At 64.8% G+C, this 17,217-nt stretch carries 14 protein-coding genes; 4 read left to right on the top strand and 10 right to left on the bottom strand.

All coding sequences use genetic code 11. The features are described from left to right. Nucleotides 1–6: 6 nt before the first annotated feature. From JQ635_RS23440 to JQ635_RS23415, 6 genes are all read right to left on the bottom strand, one after another. Nucleotides 7–2,394, bottom strand: coding sequence for a xanthine dehydrogenase family protein molybdopterin-binding subunit (locus JQ635_RS23440; protein WP_211412147.1), 2,388 nt, complete (start codon nucleotides 2,392–2,394; stop codon nucleotides 7–9). A 2-nt stretch (nucleotides 2,395–2,396) separates the two neighbouring features. After that, nucleotides 2,397–2,888, bottom strand: a complete 492-nt coding sequence (locus JQ635_RS23435; RefSeq protein WP_211412146.1) for a (2Fe-2S)-binding protein — start codon at nucleotides 2,886–2,888, stop codon at nucleotides 2,397–2,399. 19 nt (nucleotides 2,889–2,907) lie between these two features. Continuing rightward, nucleotides 2,908–4,014, bottom strand: a complete 1,107-nt coding sequence (locus JQ635_RS23430) for an ABC transporter ATP-binding protein (protein ID WP_211412145.1) — start codon at nucleotides 4,012–4,014, stop codon at nucleotides 2,908–2,910. 2 nt (nucleotides 4,015–4,016) lie between these two features. Continuing rightward, entirely contained in the window at nucleotides 4,017–4,907 is an 891-nt protein-coding gene (locus JQ635_RS23425; protein ID WP_211412144.1) for an ABC transporter permease, read from the bottom strand. Beyond that, a complete protein-coding gene (locus JQ635_RS23420; RefSeq protein WP_211412143.1) occupies nucleotides 4,904–5,782 on the bottom strand; it encodes an ABC transporter permease in 879 nt (292 codons plus the stop codon). The genes JQ635_RS23425 and JQ635_RS23420 overlap by 4 nt, the downstream gene beginning before the upstream one ends. A gap of 77 nt (nucleotides 5,783–5,859) precedes the next feature. Then, nucleotides 5,860–7,209 carry an ABC transporter substrate-binding protein gene (locus JQ635_RS23415; protein ID WP_211412142.1) on the bottom strand — a complete coding sequence of 450 codons (1,350 nt, stop codon included), beginning with the start codon at nucleotides 7,207–7,209 and terminating at the stop codon, nucleotides 5,860–5,862. Nucleotides 7,210–7,404: 195 nt separating this feature from the next. Here JQ635_RS23415 and JQ635_RS23410 point away from each other — a divergent pair, with 195 nt between their 5' ends. Further along, nucleotides 7,405–8,925, top strand: coding sequence for a hypothetical protein (locus JQ635_RS23410; RefSeq protein WP_349631880.1), 1,521 nt, complete (start codon nucleotides 7,405–7,407; stop codon nucleotides 8,923–8,925). Nucleotides 8,926–8,934: 9 nt separating this feature from the next. Here JQ635_RS23410 and JQ635_RS23405 read toward each other — a convergent pair whose 3' ends face one another. After that, nucleotides 8,935–10,233 (bottom strand): MFS transporter, encoded by a 1,299-nt coding sequence (locus JQ635_RS23405; RefSeq protein WP_211412141.1) that lies wholly within the window; start codon nucleotides 10,231–10,233, stop codon nucleotides 8,935–8,937. A gap of 377 nt (nucleotides 10,234–10,610) precedes the next feature. On the opposite strand from JQ635_RS23405, the gene JQ635_RS23400 reads away from it, so the two are divergent. The 3 genes from JQ635_RS23400 to JQ635_RS23390 are packed head-to-tail and all read left to right on the top strand — an operon-like array spanning nucleotide 10,611 to nucleotide 14,380. Next, on the top strand, nucleotides 10,611–11,825 hold the full coding sequence (locus JQ635_RS23400) for an ABC transporter substrate-binding protein (RefSeq protein ID WP_211412140.1): 1,215 nt from the start codon (nucleotides 10,611–10,613) through the stop codon (nucleotides 11,823–11,825). An 8-nt stretch (nucleotides 11,826–11,833) separates the two neighbouring features. Beyond that, complete coding sequence (locus JQ635_RS23395) at nucleotides 11,834–13,567, top strand: FAD-dependent oxidoreductase (RefSeq protein ID WP_211412139.1); 1,734 nt, start codon at nucleotides 11,834–11,836, stop codon at nucleotides 13,565–13,567. An 18-nt stretch (nucleotides 13,568–13,585) separates the two neighbouring features. Next, complete coding sequence (locus tag JQ635_RS23390) at nucleotides 13,586–14,380, top strand: IclR family transcriptional regulator (RefSeq protein WP_211412138.1); 795 nt, start codon at nucleotides 13,586–13,588, stop codon at nucleotides 14,378–14,380. A 164-nt stretch (nucleotides 14,381–14,544) separates the two neighbouring features. Here JQ635_RS23390 and JQ635_RS23385 read toward each other — a convergent pair whose 3' ends face one another. From JQ635_RS23385 to JQ635_RS23375, 3 genes are all read right to left on the bottom strand, one after another. Next, entirely contained in the window at nucleotides 14,545–15,324 is a 780-nt protein-coding gene (locus JQ635_RS23385) for an SDR family NAD(P)-dependent oxidoreductase (RefSeq protein WP_211412137.1), read from the bottom strand. Nucleotides 15,325–15,653: 329 nt separating this feature from the next. Then, nucleotides 15,654–16,358, bottom strand: a complete 705-nt coding sequence (locus tag JQ635_RS23380; protein ID WP_246583708.1) for a GntR family transcriptional regulator — start codon at nucleotides 16,356–16,358, stop codon at nucleotides 15,654–15,656. A 109-nt stretch (nucleotides 16,359–16,467) separates the two neighbouring features. Then, nucleotides 16,468–17,211, bottom strand: coding sequence for an aspartate/glutamate racemase family protein (locus JQ635_RS23375; RefSeq protein WP_018641179.1), 744 nt, complete (start codon nucleotides 17,209–17,211; stop codon nucleotides 16,468–16,470). Nucleotides 17,212–17,217: the final 6 nt, after the last annotated feature.

Raw genomic sequence — 17,217 nt, 5'->3', positions numbered from 1 at the left:
TCCTCCCTATTCCGCCGCGACCGGCAGCGACGCGTTCTGCAGCAGACGCCAGATCCGGTTCGGTGTCGCCGGCATGTCGACATGGGTGACGCCGAGATGCGACAGCGCATCGACCACCGCGTTGATGACGGCGGCGGGCGAGCCGATGGTGCCGACCTCACCGCACCCCTTCACGCCCATCGGCGTATGCGTGCAGAGCGTCGAGTGGGTCGCGACCTTCATCATCGGCAGATGGTCGGCGCGCGGCATGCAATAATCCATCAGCGAGCCCGACAGCAGCTGACCGGAGCCCTCGTCATAGACCGCGTTCTCGAACAGCGCCTGGCCGACACCCTGCACGATGCCGCCATGCAGCTGGCCCTCGACGATCATCGGGTTGATGACCGTGCCGACGTCGTCGACCGCGGTGTAGTTCACCAACGTCACCGTGCCGGTCTCCGGATCGACCTCGACCTCGGCGATGTGGCAGCCGCCGGGATAGGTGAAGTTGACGGGATCGTAATAGGCCTGCTCCTCCAGCCCCGGCTCCAGCACCTCGAGCGGATAATTGTGCGGCACATAGGCGGCGCCCGCGATCTCCTCGAAGGTCTTGATGCGGTCCGTGCCCGCGACGGAAAACTTGCCGGCCTCGAACTGGATGTCGCCCTCGGAGGCTTCGAGCAGATGCGCGGCGATCTTCTTGCCCTTGACGATCACCTTGTCGGTCGCCTTCGACAATGCGGCGCCACCGACCACCAGGGAACGCGAGCCGTAGGTACCCATGCCGAACTGCACACGGTCGGTATCGCCGAACACGATATCGACATTCTCGAAGGCGACCCCTAACTTGTCCGAGACGATCTGGGCGAAGGTTGTCTCATGGCCCTGGCCGTGATTGTGCGTGCCGATCATGACCGTCACCTGGCCGGTCGGATGCACGCGCACCGTGGCGCTCTCATAAAGACCGCCGCGCGCACCGAGCCGCCCTGCGAAGCGCGATGGCGCAAGGCCACAGGCCTCGACATAGGTGGAGTAACCGAGCCCGCGGAACTTGCCCTTGCTGGCCGAAGCCGCCTTGCGCACGCCAAAGTTCTTGACGTCGGCTGCGACCAGCGCGCCGTCGAGGCATCCCATGGGATCGCCGGAATCGTACTGCACCAATACCGGCGTCTGGTAGGGATAGGCTTCCTTCGGAATCATGTTGCGGCGGCGGATCTCGACGCGGTCGATCCCCATCTCGCTGGCTGCGACATCGACGATGCGCTCCAGCACGAAGGTCGCCTCGGGCCGGCCTGCGCCGCGATAGGCATCGACCGGCACGGTGTTGGTGAAGACCACCTTCACATTGCAGTAGATCGCGGGCGTGGTGTAGACGCCGCCGAGCAGCGGTCCATAGAGATTGGTCGGGATGTTCGGCCCGAAGGTCGAGAGATAGCCGCCCATATTGGCCAGCGTGTTGACGCGGAAGGCGAGGAATTTTCCGGTCTCATCGAGCGCAAGCTCGGCCTCAGTGACGTGATCGCGGCCGTGACGATCGGAGACATAGCCCTCCGAGCGGCTCGCGACCCATTTCACCGGCCGCCGCACGCGCTTGGCGGCCCAGGTGATCACGGCCTCCTCGCCGTAATGGAACTGCTTGACGCCGAACCCGCCGCCGACATCGGGCGCGACCACGCGCAGCTTGTGCTGGGGAATGTTCAGCACCAAGGCGCCCATCAGGAAGCGCACGACATGCGGGAACTGGCTCGTGGTCCACAGCGTGAAGCGATCCGTGCCCGGCTCATATTCGGCGATCGCCGCCCGCGGCTCCATGGGGTTGCCGATCAGGCGGTTGTTGACGAGGCTGAGCTTGGCGACATGCGCCGCCTTCTTGAAGGCGGTTTCGACCGCGGCCTTGTCGCCAAGTTCCCAGTCGCAGCAGATGTTGTTCGGCACGTCGTCGAACAATTGCGGCGCATCGGGCCTGACGGCTTCGAGCACACCGACCACGGAAGGCAGCACCTCGTAGTCGACCTTCAGCAGTTCGGCCGCGGCATTCGCCTGCTCCGGGGTTTCGGCGATGACGAAGGCCACCATGTCGCCGACGAAGCGCACCTTGTCCTGCGCCAGCATCGGGAACGGCGGCTCCTTCATCGGCACGCCCTTGGCGTCGGTGATGCCCCAGCCGCAGGGCAGCGAGCCCAAGCCATCGTCGGCGACGTCGTCGCCGGTCAGGACGGCGGTGACGCCGGGCGAGGCCAGCGCCGCACTCTTGTCGATGCCGCGCAGGACCGCGTGGCCGTGCGGCGAACGCACGAAAACGCCTGATGTCATGCCCGGGCGCTTGATGTCGGAGACGTAATTGCCGCGTCCGGTGAGGAAGCGCTGGTCCTCTTTCCGCTTCGGTGCGGCGCCGATGCCGATCACATTGCCCATGGTCACTCTCCCTTGGCGGCGTGCATGGCGGCGGCGCCGACCATGACCGAGACGACGATGTTCTGGTAGCCGGTGCAGCGGCAGATGTTGCCTTCGAGGCCGTGACGGACATCGGCCTCGGTCAGGTTCGGCTTCTCGGTCGCGAGCGCGACCGCAGTCATCAGCATGCCGGGCGTACAGAAGCCGCATTGCAATCCGTGATGCTCGCGAAAGGCTTCCTGCATCGGATGCATCCGGTTCGAGCCGGGTGCGCCTTGCAGACCTTCGATGGTGAGAAGGCTCGCGCCATCGAGCGCGGGCGCCAGCAATGTGCAGCTCTTCACGGGAAGACCATCGAGGTGCACCACGCAGGCGCCGCACTGGCTGGTGTCGCAGCCGATATGGGTGCCGGTGAGATTGAGCTGCTCGCGCAAGAGCTCGGCGACCAGCGTTGCGGGCTCGACGTCAACAGTCGTTGGCCGTCCGTTGAGTGTGAAGGATATCTGCACGGTCATACTCCTGTGCGCGACGGGTCTAGGCGAGTGGAAGCGCGCTGCCGGTGGCCCATGTGGCCATCACGACATCGCCGACGGTGAAGGGATCTGCGAAGAAGGTCTTTTCCGGCACATAGGCCACGAACTGGTCGTCCGGCACGGTGTCGAGCATGACCTTGACGAAGTAGCCCTGGTATTCGATCGCGAGCACGCGGCTCGGCAGCGATGTCGTGCAGCCCGGCGGCAAGTCTTTGCCCGGCCTGACCAGCGCCACATCGTCGCGGCGCACGGCGATATCGACCTTGTCGCCGACGCTGACGGTCGGGCGGGCCTGAAGCGGCACCTCGATGCCTGAAGGCGCCGCCTGCGCGAGGGTGAAGCTCGCGCCGTTCACCTTCTCCACCCTACCCGACAGCACGTTCTGCCCACCCATGAACTCCGCGACGTAGCGATCGTGCGGGTGGGCATAGACGTCGCGCGCCGGTCCCGCCTGCTTGATCCTGCCCTGCTCCATCACCACGACGAGGTCGGCGAGCGCGATCGCTTCGAGCTGGGTGTGGGTGACATGGATGAAGGTGATGCCGAGCTCCTGCTGCATCCGCCTGAGCTCCTGGCGCATCTGGACGCGGAGCTGCTCGTCGAGCGCCGACAGCGGCTCATCGAGCAGCAGCACGCGCGGCTCGGTGATCGCCGCCCGCGCCAGCGCCACGCGCTGCTGCTGGCCGCCGGAGAGCTGCGCCGGCAGGCGGTCGGCGAATTGCGTCAGCCGCACCTTCTCGATCATGGCGTCGGCCGCGCGCAGGCGATCCGCCTTGGACATCCCGCGCACGCGCAAGGCGAAGGCGATGTTCTCGCGCACGGTCAGATGCGGGAACAGCGCATAGGACTGGAACATCATCGCGGTGCGGCGCTGCGCCGGCGCGAGCCCGACGACGTTCTGGCCGCCGATGACGATCTCACCTGCGGTCGGGTCTTCGTGCCCCGCGATCATGCGCAAAATCGTGGTCTTGCCGCAGCCGGACGGGCCGATGAAGCAGCAATAGGCGCCGTCCGCGATCTTGAGATTGACGCCGTCGACCACATTGGTGACGCCGTCAAAGCTCTTGCAGACGCCCGCCAGTTCGATATCGCCGCGATCGTTCTTCATTCCTAACCCTTTGTGCGGCTGCCGCGTTTTTTCTGGATCAGCACGATGGTGCCGAGACTGGCACCGATGACGATGAAGGAGACGATGGTGGTCACCGTGCCTAGCGCATAGAGCGAGGGCGAGGTGACGTTCAGCGTCATGCTCCAGATTTCCAGCGGCAGCGTGTTCAGCGAACCCGCCGTCTGCAGGCTGCGCGCGAACTCGTCATAGGACAGCGTGAAGCCAAACAGCGCGACCGCGACGAGGCCGGGCGCGAGCACCGGGATCATCACCAGCCGGATCGACTGCCAACGGCTGGCGCCGAGATCGTAGGCCGCCTCCTCCCAGACATGGTTGAAGCGCGACATCACCGCGAACATCACGAGGACGCCGAACGGCAGCGTCCAGGACAGCTGCGCGCCGAGCGCCGAGGTGTACCAGCTCGCATTCAGCCCGAGCGCCTGGAACAGGAGTCCCGTGCCGAGGCCGAGCACGAGCCCGGGCGCGACCAGGCTGCCGATCGTCATGTAGAACACGAAGGTGTCGCCGCAAAAACGCCGGCGAAAGCCGAGGCCGGCGAGGAACGACACCACCACCGTGATGACGGTCACGATCACGGCGAGCTTGATCGAGCGGTCGAACGAGCCCTTGACGTCGCCGGTCCGCACCTGGGTGAAGAGATCGACGAACCAGTGCATCGACTGGCCCTTCATCGGGAAGACGAGGCCGCCGCGAATGTCCTGGAATGACAGGATATAGATGCAGAACATCGGCCCGTAGAGCGCGAGCACGTAAGCCGCAAACAGCGTCGCCAGCACGTAGAACGTCCATGGCCGGCCACCCTTGCTCGGCGCGATCGCCTTGCTGGTTGCAGGGGCAATCGTCTCCGGCATGTCGGCGAGAACCGCGCTCATCGCGTGATCTCCTGCCGGATGTCGACGGTGCGCAGGATCAGCGAGACGATCGCGACCAGCACCAAGGTCAGCAACACAGCGCTCGCCGCCGCGGTCGGATATTGCAGCACGCCAACGTCCTCGTAGAAGGCGCTGACCACCGAGGCGGAGCCGCCGCCGGACATCACCTTGACCACGAAGAAATCGCCCATCACGATCGACACTACGAAGATGGTACCGAGCGCGATACCACTCTTGGACATCGGCACCACGATCAGGCGCATGATGTCGAAACGGCTGGCGCCGGCGTCGATTGCGGCCTCGATCAGCTTCTTGTCGATCCGCGCCATGGAGTTGAAGATCGGCACGATCATGAAGATCGTGAGCTGGTGGACATAGGCGATGACCACCGCGAGATCGGAGAACAGCAGCACCTCCAGCGGCTGGCGGATGACGCCGGTCGAGAGCAGCACCTGGTTGATCAGGCCTTCCTTGCCGAGCAGCGGAATCCAGGAAATCATCCGGATGATGTTCGAGGTCCAGAATGGCACGGTGCACAGCAGGAACAGGCCGATCGCCAAGAGCTGGTTGCGGACGTGGAACACCAGGAAATAGGCGACAAAGAAGCCGATGATCAGCGTGAAGATCCAGGTCAGCACCGTGAACTTGATCGTCGCCAGATACAGTTTTAGCGTCAGTGCCGAGTGCAGCACCTCGACATAGCTCGCCAGCGTGAAGCCCGGCGTCAGTCCGCCAAACCCGTCGGTGGCGAAGAAGCTCGCCGCCAGCACCACCAGGATCGGCGCCACGAAGAAAGGCACGAGCACCAGAACCAGCGGCGAGATGTAGAGCCAGCCGGCCAGATTGGATCGCGATGGAGTTGAACTCGGCTGCATGTCAGCGAACGCCTCGACGTCGATCTCATCAGCCGGCGCGTCGCCGCGCCGGCGCCTTTCGTCAGGGAAAGCAGGTTTCAGGCCACCTTGAAGTCGTTCCAGCGCTTGTTCATGTAGGCGGCCTCGTCCATCAGTGTGTTCCAGCAGGAGATGTTCTTGACGCGGTCGAGGAACGAGCCGCCGTCTCGCTTGGTGCCGGCCTTCTCCATCGCAACGCCATAGGGATCGTTGACCACCTCGGGCGCGGGCTGGCCCTCGTACCAGAACGCCCATTCCGCCGGCGTCAGGAACTTCTTCGCGGTCGAGGGCACCGGGCTGTAATAGCCGTAGCGCGCGACGAAGCCGCCCTGCCAGCCCGAGAGGTACCAGTTGAGATATTCGTAGGCTGCATCCAGCTTCTTGCCGGAGAGGTGCTTCATCAGGCCCATGCCGTTGCACCAGCCGCGGTAGCCTTCCTTGCCGTTCTTGACGTTGACCGGCGCGTAGACGCAGGGGATCTCCTTGACGCGGACGGCGGCGACCGCCGGCGACCACATCGACTGGATGATGACCTCGCCCGCCGCCATCAGCTGCACCGACTGGTCGAAGGTGGTCCAGGTCGCGCGGAACTGGCCCTGCTTCTTCAGCTCGATCAGCTTGTTGCAGGTGAAGTCGATCTCCTCCTTGGTCATGTTACCCTTGTTGCCGTACTTGATCAGCCCGGCGCTCTCAAAGCAGAGCGCGGCGTCCATGATGCCGATCGCGGGCACGTCGAGGATCGCGGCCTTGCCCTTGAACTTCGGGTCGATCAGGTCCTTCCACTCGGTCACTTCATGGCCGACGAGGTCGGGGCGATAGCCGATGGAGTCGGCGTTGTAGACCTGCGGCAGGAACGTCGCCCATTCGGTGACGCCGTCATTGAGGTCGGTCGCATCGGGCTTGGCGATGTACATGGCTTCATAGGGCGAGATGCCCTGGCGCGGGATCTTGTGGCCGTCGATCTCGCCCTTGGTGAAGATCGGCAGGATGTTGTCGAATTCCTTGACCTTCTTGACCTCGATGCCCTGGATCACGCCGCGCTTCGCCGCCAGCTTGGCCTGCCAGCCCTCGAGGTCGGCGATGTCGACCGTATTAGGCTGGCTTATGAAGCGGTTGATGGCGGCGGAGGTGTCGAGGTTCTGCATCGTCACCTTGAAGCCGAGATCCTTGGCGGCCTGGTCGCCGATCGCCTTCACCACCGAATAGGACACGCCGACATGGCGCAGCTCGATGTCCTTGATCTCCTGCGCCCAGATGGTTGGGAAACCGCGGATCGCGTCCGACCCGACAGCTGCGCCCGCCACAGCGGCCGCCCCCTTCAACAGCGTGCGCCGGCTTAGCTTTTTCGTAAGTCCCGCTTCCGTTCCCGCCGGATCGGAAGCGGACGTCCCCTTAATCCTGTCAGACATGGCAACCCTCATTGGTTACGATGAACGCTCGCCCCGATCGCCATTGACCGGCTGCGGATGTGATCAGTTGCGCGCGAGGCTAGGGGCGGGATTTTGCGAAGTAAAATTGGAAGTAAAAATTCGCGATATAAACGCGGCTAATGGATCAGACCGCTGCTTTTGCTTTTGGCAGCGCGCATAAGAAGGCGTCAGGGCGTGTATACAGAGACGGCGACTAGACGGTGCGTCCGCATCGTCACCATGATCGGCGCCGCGCTGCTCGTCGCGGCGACAAGTCGCACAGCATGCGCGAGCGAGGCCGCGATCGTGCCGTCGCGCATGACGGCGATCGGCACGATCGACACGCGCTTCCAATCCTACAATGTCGAGATGGTGGAGGTGACGGGCGGGCAGTTCTGGAAGCCTTACACGCAAGGCGGAATGCAGCGCGATCGCTACAGCGACAGGCCTCCGATCGATCTCGCCAACCCTCGCCTGCGCAAGCTCGCGGCGGTGCTGTCGCCGGCCTATATCCGCGTCAGCGGCAGCTGGGCGAACGCGACCTATGTCGCGGACACCGAAAGCGCGCCGGCCGCAGTGCCTGCCGGCTTCAACACCGTGCTCAGTCGCGCGCAATGGCGCGGCGTCATCGAGTTCGCCCGCGCGACCGACGCGGAGATCGTGACGTCCTTTGCCGTCAGTCCCGGCAGCCGCGACGCAAACGGCGTGTGGACGCCGGACCAGGCGCAGCGCCTGATCGATGCCACGCGCTCACTCGGCGGCCGCATCGCCGCCGCCGAGTTCATGAACGAGCCGACGCTCGCCGCGAACAACGGCGCGCCGCCGGGATATGACGCGGAGGCTTATGGCCGCGACTTCAGGATCTTCCGCGACTGGATGCGACGCAGCGCGCCGGAGACACTGATCCTCGGCCCGGGCTCGATCGGCGATGCACCATTACCGTCCGGCTCGGGCATCACCACACGCGACCTGCTTGCCGCATCCGGTCCCAGCGTCGATCGCTTCTCTTATCACCATTACAACACGCTCTCGCCCCGCTGCGGTGTCCATGACGATCCCATGCAGGCGCTGTCGGACGATTGGCTGGCTCGCGCCGACGCGACGCTCGCCACCTACCGCGCGCTGCGCGACGCGTTCGAGCCGGGCAAGCCGATCTGGCTGACGGAAACGGCGGACGCCGCCTGCGGCGGCAATCCTGGGGATGCGACCTTCCTCGACACGTTCCGCTATCTCGACCAGCTCGGCCGTCTGGCAAAAGGCGGCGTGCAGGTGGTGATGCACAACACGCTCGCGGCCAGCGACTACGGCTTGCTCGACGAGCGATCGTTTCGCCCGCGCCCGAACTATTGGGCCGCCCTGCTCTGGCGGCGCCTGATGGGCACGACCGTGCTCGAGACGGAAATCGCCTCGATGCCCACCCTGCACACCTATGCGCATTGTCATCGCGCGACCAAGGGCACCGTGTCCGTGCTCCTCATCAACACGTCGCGGAAAACACCGCAATTCGTGACGCTGGCAGGCCCTGCCGAGCGCTACACGCTGCAGGCGGATCACCTGCAAAGCGCGACCGTCCGGTTGAATGGCGAGCCCCTGGAATTGGCCGCCAACGACGACCTGCCACGCCTTGCGGCGCGCACCGCGCCGGCGGGCCGGCTCCGGCTACCGCCGGCCAGCATCACCTTCCTGGTGATGCTGGACGCCGCGGCCTGTCGCTGAGGCAAGCTGCTATTTCAGATCGTCGCGCGCCGTCTCCGGCGCTAGCAAGGTCGCGATGATCGTGATGATCGAGAGCCCGATGATGTACACCGACACGGCCCAGTACGATCCTGCCCACGCCAGCAGCGCGGTTGCGATCAGCGGCGAGAAGCCGCCGCTCAGCGCCGCCGCGACATTGGCCCCGAGCGAGGCGCCGCTGTAGCGCACCTGGGTGCGGAACAGTTCCGGCATGAACGCGGCCTTCGGTCCGAACAGCAGCGCATGGGTCAGCGTCATCGTGACGACGAGCGCGAGCGTGATCAGCGCCGGTTCTTTGGTGTCGAGGAACCAGAACAGCGGAAACGCCAGCGCCACCGAGAACACACCGCCGGCGAGATACAGCGCCCTGCGGCCGAAAATGTCGGACAGCCAGCCGGCGAGCGGCAGCGTCGCGAACTCGACGATCGCGGCATAGACCACCGCATCCAGGATCACCTGGCGCGGCAGGCCGAGCTTGGTCGTGGCATAGACCACGGTGAAGACAGTGAGAAGATAAGCGAGCCCGACCTCCGACACCGTGATGCCGATCGCCAGAAGAAAGCTGCGCCAGTCGCGGCGAAGCACCTCCAACACCGGCTGCGCCAGCACCTCCTTGCGCTCGACGACTTCCTTGAAGTGCGGCGTCTCGGCCAGCCTCAGCCGCACGATGAAGCCGACGCCGACCAGCAGAATGCTGATCCAGAACGGCACGCGCCAGCCCCAGCTCAGGAAGTCGGCCTCGGGCAGCTTCGTCATCAGGGCGAAGATGCCGGTGGAGGCGGCAACGCCGACGGGAAAGCCGATCTGCACCAGGCTGCCGTAGAAGCCGCGGCGGTTGCCGGCGTGCTCGATCACCATCACGACCGCGCCGCTCCACTCGCCCCCGAGCCCGATGCCCTGAACGAAGCGCAAGGCGATCAGCAGGATCGGCGCCCAGACACCGATCTGGCCGTAGGTCGGCAGGCAGCCGATCAGGAAGGTGCCGAGCCCCATCGCGATCATGGTCGCGACCAGCATCGTCTTGCGCCCGAGCCGGTCGCCGTAGTGCCCGATGATCGCACCGCCGATCGGCCGCGCCACGAAGCCGACCGCATAGGTCGAGAACGCGACCAGCGTGCCGACGAACGGGTCGAAGCTCGGAAAGAACAGCTTGTTGAAGACGAGCGCAGCGGCCGTGCCGTAGATCAGGAAGTCGTACCACTCGATCGCGGTGCCGAGCGCGCTCGCCCACACCACATGCGCCGTCGTCGATCTCTCCGTCGCCGCGGCGACCCCCGTTGCTGCCGTCATGCCATGCCCCAAAAGATTCCAGACGGCATCATGGATAATCGGGGGAATGGTTGCAACCTGTGACATCGACGACGTCTGGTCGTCTTAGGAGTCGTCCTGGCGAAAGCCAGGACCCATTACCCCGGTCAGCGTTATCAAACACGCGCTGTGGCCACAGCGTCCGAAACAACAGCCTGCTGTGGTTATGGGTCCTGGCTTTCGCCAGGACGACACCGCGTATTGGACGCCGACATTCCAACTCACTGGTTCAGCCCACCGCCCAGTGGAACCCGCCTCAACTTCCTTATTCACCATTGACAAATTTATTCGCTAATATCTAATTTACCGCCAGAACAACCGGCCGCCCCAAGCGGTCCATAAAAAGTGAGGGAACGACGATGAGAGGGTTTTTGGCCGGCGCCATGCTCGCGGCCATGACTTCGGCTGCCATGACCAATGTTGCCAGCGCGCAAGTTTCCGACGATGCGGTGCGGATCGGCGTGCTGACGGATCTGTCGAGCTGGGGCCGCGACAACTCTGGGCCGGGCTCGGTCGAGGCCGCGAAGATGGCCGTGGAGGAGTTCGGGCCGACCGTGCTCGGCAAGCCCATCGAGATCATCAGCGCCGATCATCAGATGAAAACCGATGTCGGCGTGCAGGTCGTGCGCGGCTGGTTCGACAACGGCAAGGTCGACGCGGTCGTCGACATCCCCAATTCCGGCATCGCCATCGCCGTGCACAACATGGTACGCGAGCGGGGCAAGATCGCCCTGCTCTCCGGCCCCGGCGCGAGTTCGCTGACCGACGAGCTGTGCAGCCCCAACACCGTACACTTCACCTACGACACCTACGCGCTGTCGAAGGTGACGGCCTCCGCCGTGATCAAGGAAGGCGGCAAGTCCTGGTACTTCATCACCGCGGACTATGCCTTCGGCCAGCAGCTCGAGAAGGACGCAACGCGCTTCGTCAACGAGATGGGCGGCAAGGTGCTCGGCGGCGTCAAGCATCCGACCAACACCGCCGACTTCTCCTCCTTCGCGCTGCAGGCGCAGAGCTCGAAATCCGACGTCGTCGCCTTCGCCAATGCCGGCCAGGATACCGACAACGCCATCAAGCAGTCCGGCGAGTTCGGCCTGGTGCAGGGCGGCCAGAAGCTCGTCGGCCTGTTGATGTTCGACACCGACGTACATGCGATCGGCCTGAAGTCGGCGCAGGGCACCTACATGACCACGGCCTCCTACTGGAACATGGATGAGGCGACGCGCGCCTGGTCGAAAAAATTCTACGAGCGCACCAAGGTGATGCCGACCATGATCCAGACCGGCGTCTACGGCTCGGTGCTGCATTACCTGAAGGCAATCAAGGCCGCCGGCACCGACGATTCCGCCAAGGTGATGGCCAAGATGCGCGAGCTGCCGATCGAAGATATCTTCGTCCATGGCGGCAAACTGCGCGAGGACGGCCGCGTCATCCGCGACATGTATCTCGCCAAGGTGAAGTCGCCCGAGCAGTCGAAGGAGCCGTGGGACTATCTGGATATCGTCAAGACCGTGAAGGGCGAGGACGCCTTCCGCCCGGTCTCCGAATCCAAATGTCCGCTGCTGAAGAAGTGAGGTGAGCGATGACCGGCACCGAGCACAACGCAGTTGAGACTTACGAGTGCGACGTGCTCGTGGCCGGATCGGGTTGCTCCGGCATGTCGGCCGCGATCACCGCGCGCTATCGCGGCCTCGACGTGCTGATCGTCGAGAAGGAGCCGCGTTTCGGCGGCACCACCGCCCGCTCCGGCGGCTGGCTGTGGATTCCCGGTACCTCGCTGGCGAAGGCCTACGGCATCGAGGAAACGCCGGAGCAGGCCCGCACTTATTTGCGGCACGAAGCCGGCAACAATTACGATGCCGCGCGCGTCGACGCCTTCCTCAGCGCCGGCCCCGAGGCCGTCGATTTCTTCACCACCAAGACGGCGCTGCGCTTCGACATGCCGCTGGTGTTCCCGGACTATCATGCCGAAGCGCCCGGCGGCGCGCAGGGCGGCCGCTCCATGGTGACGCGCCCGTTCGATGGCCGCGAGCTTGGCGACCTCATCAAGACGCTCGGCATGCCCCTGCCCGAGCTCACCGTGTTCGGCATGATGCTGGGCTCCGGCAAGGAGATCATCCATTTCATGCGGGTGACGAAGTCGCTGACCTCGGCGGTCTATGTCGCCAAGCGGCTGTCGCGACACCTGATGGACGTGCTCCGCTACGGCCGCGGCATGACGCTGACCAATGGCAACGCGCTTGCCGGGCGGCTCGCAAAATCCGCGCAGGATCTGAAGATTCCAATGTGGCTGTCCTCGCCTGTGCGCGAGCTGACCGTCGAGAACGGCGCAGTGACCGGTGCGATCGTGTCGCGTGAGGGACGCGAGGTGCGCGTTCGCGCAAGGCAGGGCGTCGTGCTCGCCTGCGGCGGCTTCCCGCACGATGTCGAACGGCGCAAAAAAATGTTTCCGCATACGCCGACCGGCAACGAGCATTTTTCGCCCGGCCCCACCGGCAATACCGGCGATGGCCTGCGCCTTGCCGAGAGCGCCGGCGGACATGTCGAGGAGCGCCTGCCGAATGCGGCGGCGTGGGTGCCGGTGTCGCTGACCACGCGCAAGGACGGCTCGAAGGGCGTGATGCCGCATTTCATCGACCGCGCCAAGCCCGGTGTGATCGCGGTGATGCGCGACGGCAGGCGCTTTGCCAACGAGGGCAATTCCTATCACGACTTCGTCCAGGCCATGATCAAGGCCGCGAAGCCCGGCGAGGAGATCGCGGCGTATCTCGTCTGCGATCACCAGACGCTGCGCAAATACGGCCTCGGCTGCGTGCCGCCCTTCCCGATGCCGCTGGGTCACCACCTCGATACCGGCTACCTCATGCGCGGCGATACGCTCGAAGCGCTGGCCGCGAAAGCCGGCATCGACGCGAAGGCGTTCACCGAGACGGTCAAGCAATTCAATGCGACCGCGCCGCTGGGCCACGACGCCGCCTTCGGCAAGGGTTCGAAGGCCTATAACCGCTATCAGGGCGACGCCATGCACGGGCCAAATCCCTGTATCGCGCCGATCGAGAACGGCCCGTTCTATGCCATCAAGATGGTGATCGGCGATCTCGGCACCTATGCCGGCATCGTCACCGACGAGAACGCGCGCGCGCTCGACGCCGAGGGCCGCGTGATTCCCGGCCTCTATGCCGCAGGCAACGACATGGCGAGCATCATGGGCGGCAATTATCCCGGCGCCGGCATCACGCTTGGGCCGGCGCTGACCTTCGGCTACATTGCCGGCCGTCATCTCGCCGACAGCGCCGCCAAGCGCAACGCGGCGTAAACCAAAGCCTGGAGGCGCATGAAGAGAGAAAGCCGCGGCATCCAGTCGATCGAGGTCGGCGGAGAATTGCTCCGCGCCCTTGCAAGAAGCGGCGAGCCGATGATGCTGCGCGATCTCGCGCGCGAGGCGGGCATGACGCCGGCCAAGGCGCATCCTTATCTCGCCAGCTTCTCGCGCATCGGGCTGATCGAGCAGGACGAGACCACCGGGCGTTACGAGATCGGCGCGCTGGCGCTGGAGCTTGGGTTGATCAGCCTGCGCCGCCTCTCCGGCGTGCGTATCGCAGGGCCCAAGATCGCAGCGCTTGCAAGCCAGATCGGGCACGCGGTCTCGCTGGCGGTCTGGGGCACGCACGGCCCGACCGTGGTGCAGTTGGAGGAGCCGGGCCAGCCCGTACACATCGTGATGCGTGCGGGTTCAGTGATGGCGCTGCTGGAAACCGCCACGGGGCGCGCCTTCGCGGCCTTCCTGCCGGAGAAGACCATCAGTGCCGCGCTCGAAAGCGGCCTTGACCGCCATGGCGTCGGCTACAATCCGAAGCGGGCGGTAAAAGGCGCGAAGGTCACTGAGATGCTCACCGAGGTGCGCAAGCACGGCCTCGCCCGCGCCCTCGGCGATCCCCTGCCCGGCGTCAACGCGTTCTCGGCGCCGGTGTTCGACCATGCCGGCCACGTCGTGCTGGTCATCACCGCGATGGGGCCGGAAGGCACTTTTGATGCGCGCTGGGACAGCCCGATCGCGCATGCGCTGCGCGACTGCGCGGGTGGTATTTCGAAGCGGCTCGGCCACGGGATGACGGTCGCGGCGGAGTGAGCGATAGCTCTCCGAGTCGTCCTGGCGAAAGCCAGGACCCATTACCCCAGGGAGCAGTTGCCGCCCAAGCTGGTAATCACGAGTCTTCGCCAAATCACGTCTTGTGGTAATGGGTCCTGGCTTTCGCTAGGACGACATCGAAGACGTGGAGCGACCTCGCGCCCCTACTTCTCCTTCACCGGCACCGTGTAGTTCAGGACCAGCCGGCCGCCATCCGGATAGATCGTCTGCCCGGTGATGTAGGACGCATCGTCGCTGGCGAGGAACGCCACGACCGAGGCAACCTCGCTCGGCTCGCCGCCGCGGCCGGCTGGCGTGCGTGACAGCACGGTCTTGCGCGCATCCTCGGACGTGTAGATCGCTGACGCCACCATGTCGGTCAAAATCGTGCCCGGCCCGACCGCGACGACACGGATGTTGTGCGGGGCGAGCGCGACGGCCGCGACCGACGTCAGCTGCTTCATGCCGCCCTTCGACATCGCGTAGGTCGCAAGCGCCGGGATCGCCAGCAGCGCGTTCACCGAGGACATGTTGATGATGACCCCGCCGCCACCTTGCGCGATCATCTGCTTCGCCGCCGCCTGCACGCCGAAGAACGCGCCTTTCAGATTGATGCCGATGATTTCGTCGAATTCCTCTTCGGTAATTTCGAGGATGTCCCGGTTGCGGGCGACGCCGGCATTGTTGACCATGATGTCGAGCCGGCCGAATTCCTTCACCGCGGTGGCGACGAGTTGGTCGACGTCGGCACGCTTGGCAACGTTGCCGACGACGGTGCGCAACGCATCCGGCCGCGCCAGTTCGGCGGCCGTCGCGGCGAGACCCTCGGCATCGACATCCGAGATCACGACCTTGACGCCGTCATCGAGGAATCTCTTCGCGCAGGCCTTGCCGATGCCGCGTGCCGCACCGGTGATGGCGGCGACCTTGCCGGATAGTTTCATGGTCTCACTCCAGAATGGCTGCTTGGGCTCGGCTGTTGCCGGGTGAGGCACCCGGCTCACGCCGCCGCAAAGCGGACATGAGCACGGAACCGGCACTTGATAAAGGCGTCATCGCACGAAGGCAGCGAGCGCGATGCGCATTGCTGCGCCCTCTCCCCTTGTGGGAGAGGGCATCACCGCAGGCCGACGCAAGCTCACTTGGGTGAGGGGTCTGTCTCGGCGCACTCATACGCATCCGTACACGCGGACAGGTACCCCTCATCCGGCGCTTCGCGCCACCTTCTCCCACAAGGGGAGAAGGAAAGAGACACTGCCGCTTGGGTGACGACCTAATTCGCCGCTGACCTTGCCGCGGCGGGCATGTAGATCTGCGCGTAGCCCTCCTTGATCGCGGCGGTGATGCGATCGAGGCGGCGGTCGATGTGCTTTTCCAGCACCGAGACGCAGGCCTCCTCATTGCGCGCCTTCAGGCCTTCGACCACGGCGCGGTGCTCGGCCTGGGTGTTGGAGCGGTTGATGCGATCCATGTCGATCCAGCGCACGAAGCGAATGCGGGCATTGACGTTGCGCAGCACGCGCAGCATCTCGGCATTGTTCGACATGCCCATCAGCCGCTCGTGGAAGGTCTCGTCCAGCTCGACCAGCTCCACCGAGGTGCGTTCGCCGGGATCGGGGCCGGTGGCTTCGAGGAATTTCAGCAGCGCGTCGATGTCCTCGTCCTTGGCGCGCTTGATGGCGAGGCGGATCGAGGCGACCTCGATCGACTTGCGCAGCTCGTAGAGATCGAAGATCTCGTGCGCGTCGAGCTCGCGGCAGAAAAATCCTTTGCCAGGCGTGAAGCGCAGAAAACCTTCGGTGTTGAGACGGTTGAGCGCCTCGCGCAGCGGCGTGCGACTGACGCCGAGCCGTTTCGCCAGCTCGCCCTCGTTGAGCCGCTCGCCCGGCTTGAACTCGTAGCTCACGGCCATCGCCTTGAGCTGTTCATAGACGCGATCGACGATACTGTCGGAAGCCAGTTCCACGTTGCTCATCATCAGCTGCATTCATGCCCGAACACAGCCCAATATACCGGGGCTGTGTGGACAATGGCAATGCAAACCAGAGTTTAGCAGAGCTTGTTCAGAGCTTTGCGACGGCCCGGAATCAGGCAAAGGCGCGCGGGCGCAGTCCAGCATGAAACCAGGTGATCATGGAATAGATGTCGTAGACCGGCAAGCCGACCTCGGCCTGCAAGGCTGCCGCATAAGGCGGCATGTTGGTGCATTCGAGCACGATGGCGCCGACATCCGGATTTTTGGCGACGAGTTCCTTACCGGCCTCGACCACGTCGCGCTCGGCTTGCGCGATGTCCATGTCGTCCTTCTCGGCCTTGATCAGGACGCGGAAGAACTCCTTGCCGTGCTCGGTGCCGACCAGCGGCGTATCGAGCGGCACGCCGGCGCCCTCGAGATGGGCCGGCGTCAAGGTCGAGCCCGACACCGTGACGAGGCCGACGCGCTTGCCGGGCGGCAGCGTCGCCTGCACCCACGGCACCTGCATCAGTGACGAGGTGGCGACGGGCACGCCGACAGCGGCGGCGATCTCCTTCTGGAACAGCGAGAGGAAGCCGCAATTGGTGGTGATCGCTTCGGCTCCGAGCCGCACCAGGTCTTTCGCAGCATCGATGAAGTCAGGCAGCAGGCCGGCGGCGCCCTTCAGCACCACCTTCTCCGGCGAGGCCCCGCTCACCACGCGATAGAGCACGGGGAACGGCCAGGTCGTGCCGTTCCCCATGTCGCCGGGAATGCGGGGGAAGCGCGCTTCCAGCATCAAAATGCCAAGCGGCGCGCCATAGACGGCCTTGCCGCCACGGGCAATACGAGAAGGCGAGTTGGCAGGATAGGTCATGATGCG

Origin of the sequence: Bradyrhizobium iriomotense, assembly GCF_018130765.1 — a bacterium.
Classification (GTDB): domain Bacteria; phylum Pseudomonadota; class Alphaproteobacteria; order Rhizobiales; family Xanthobacteraceae; genus Bradyrhizobium; species Bradyrhizobium iriomotense_A.
This window is presented reverse-complemented; position numbering and strand designations above follow the sequence as displayed.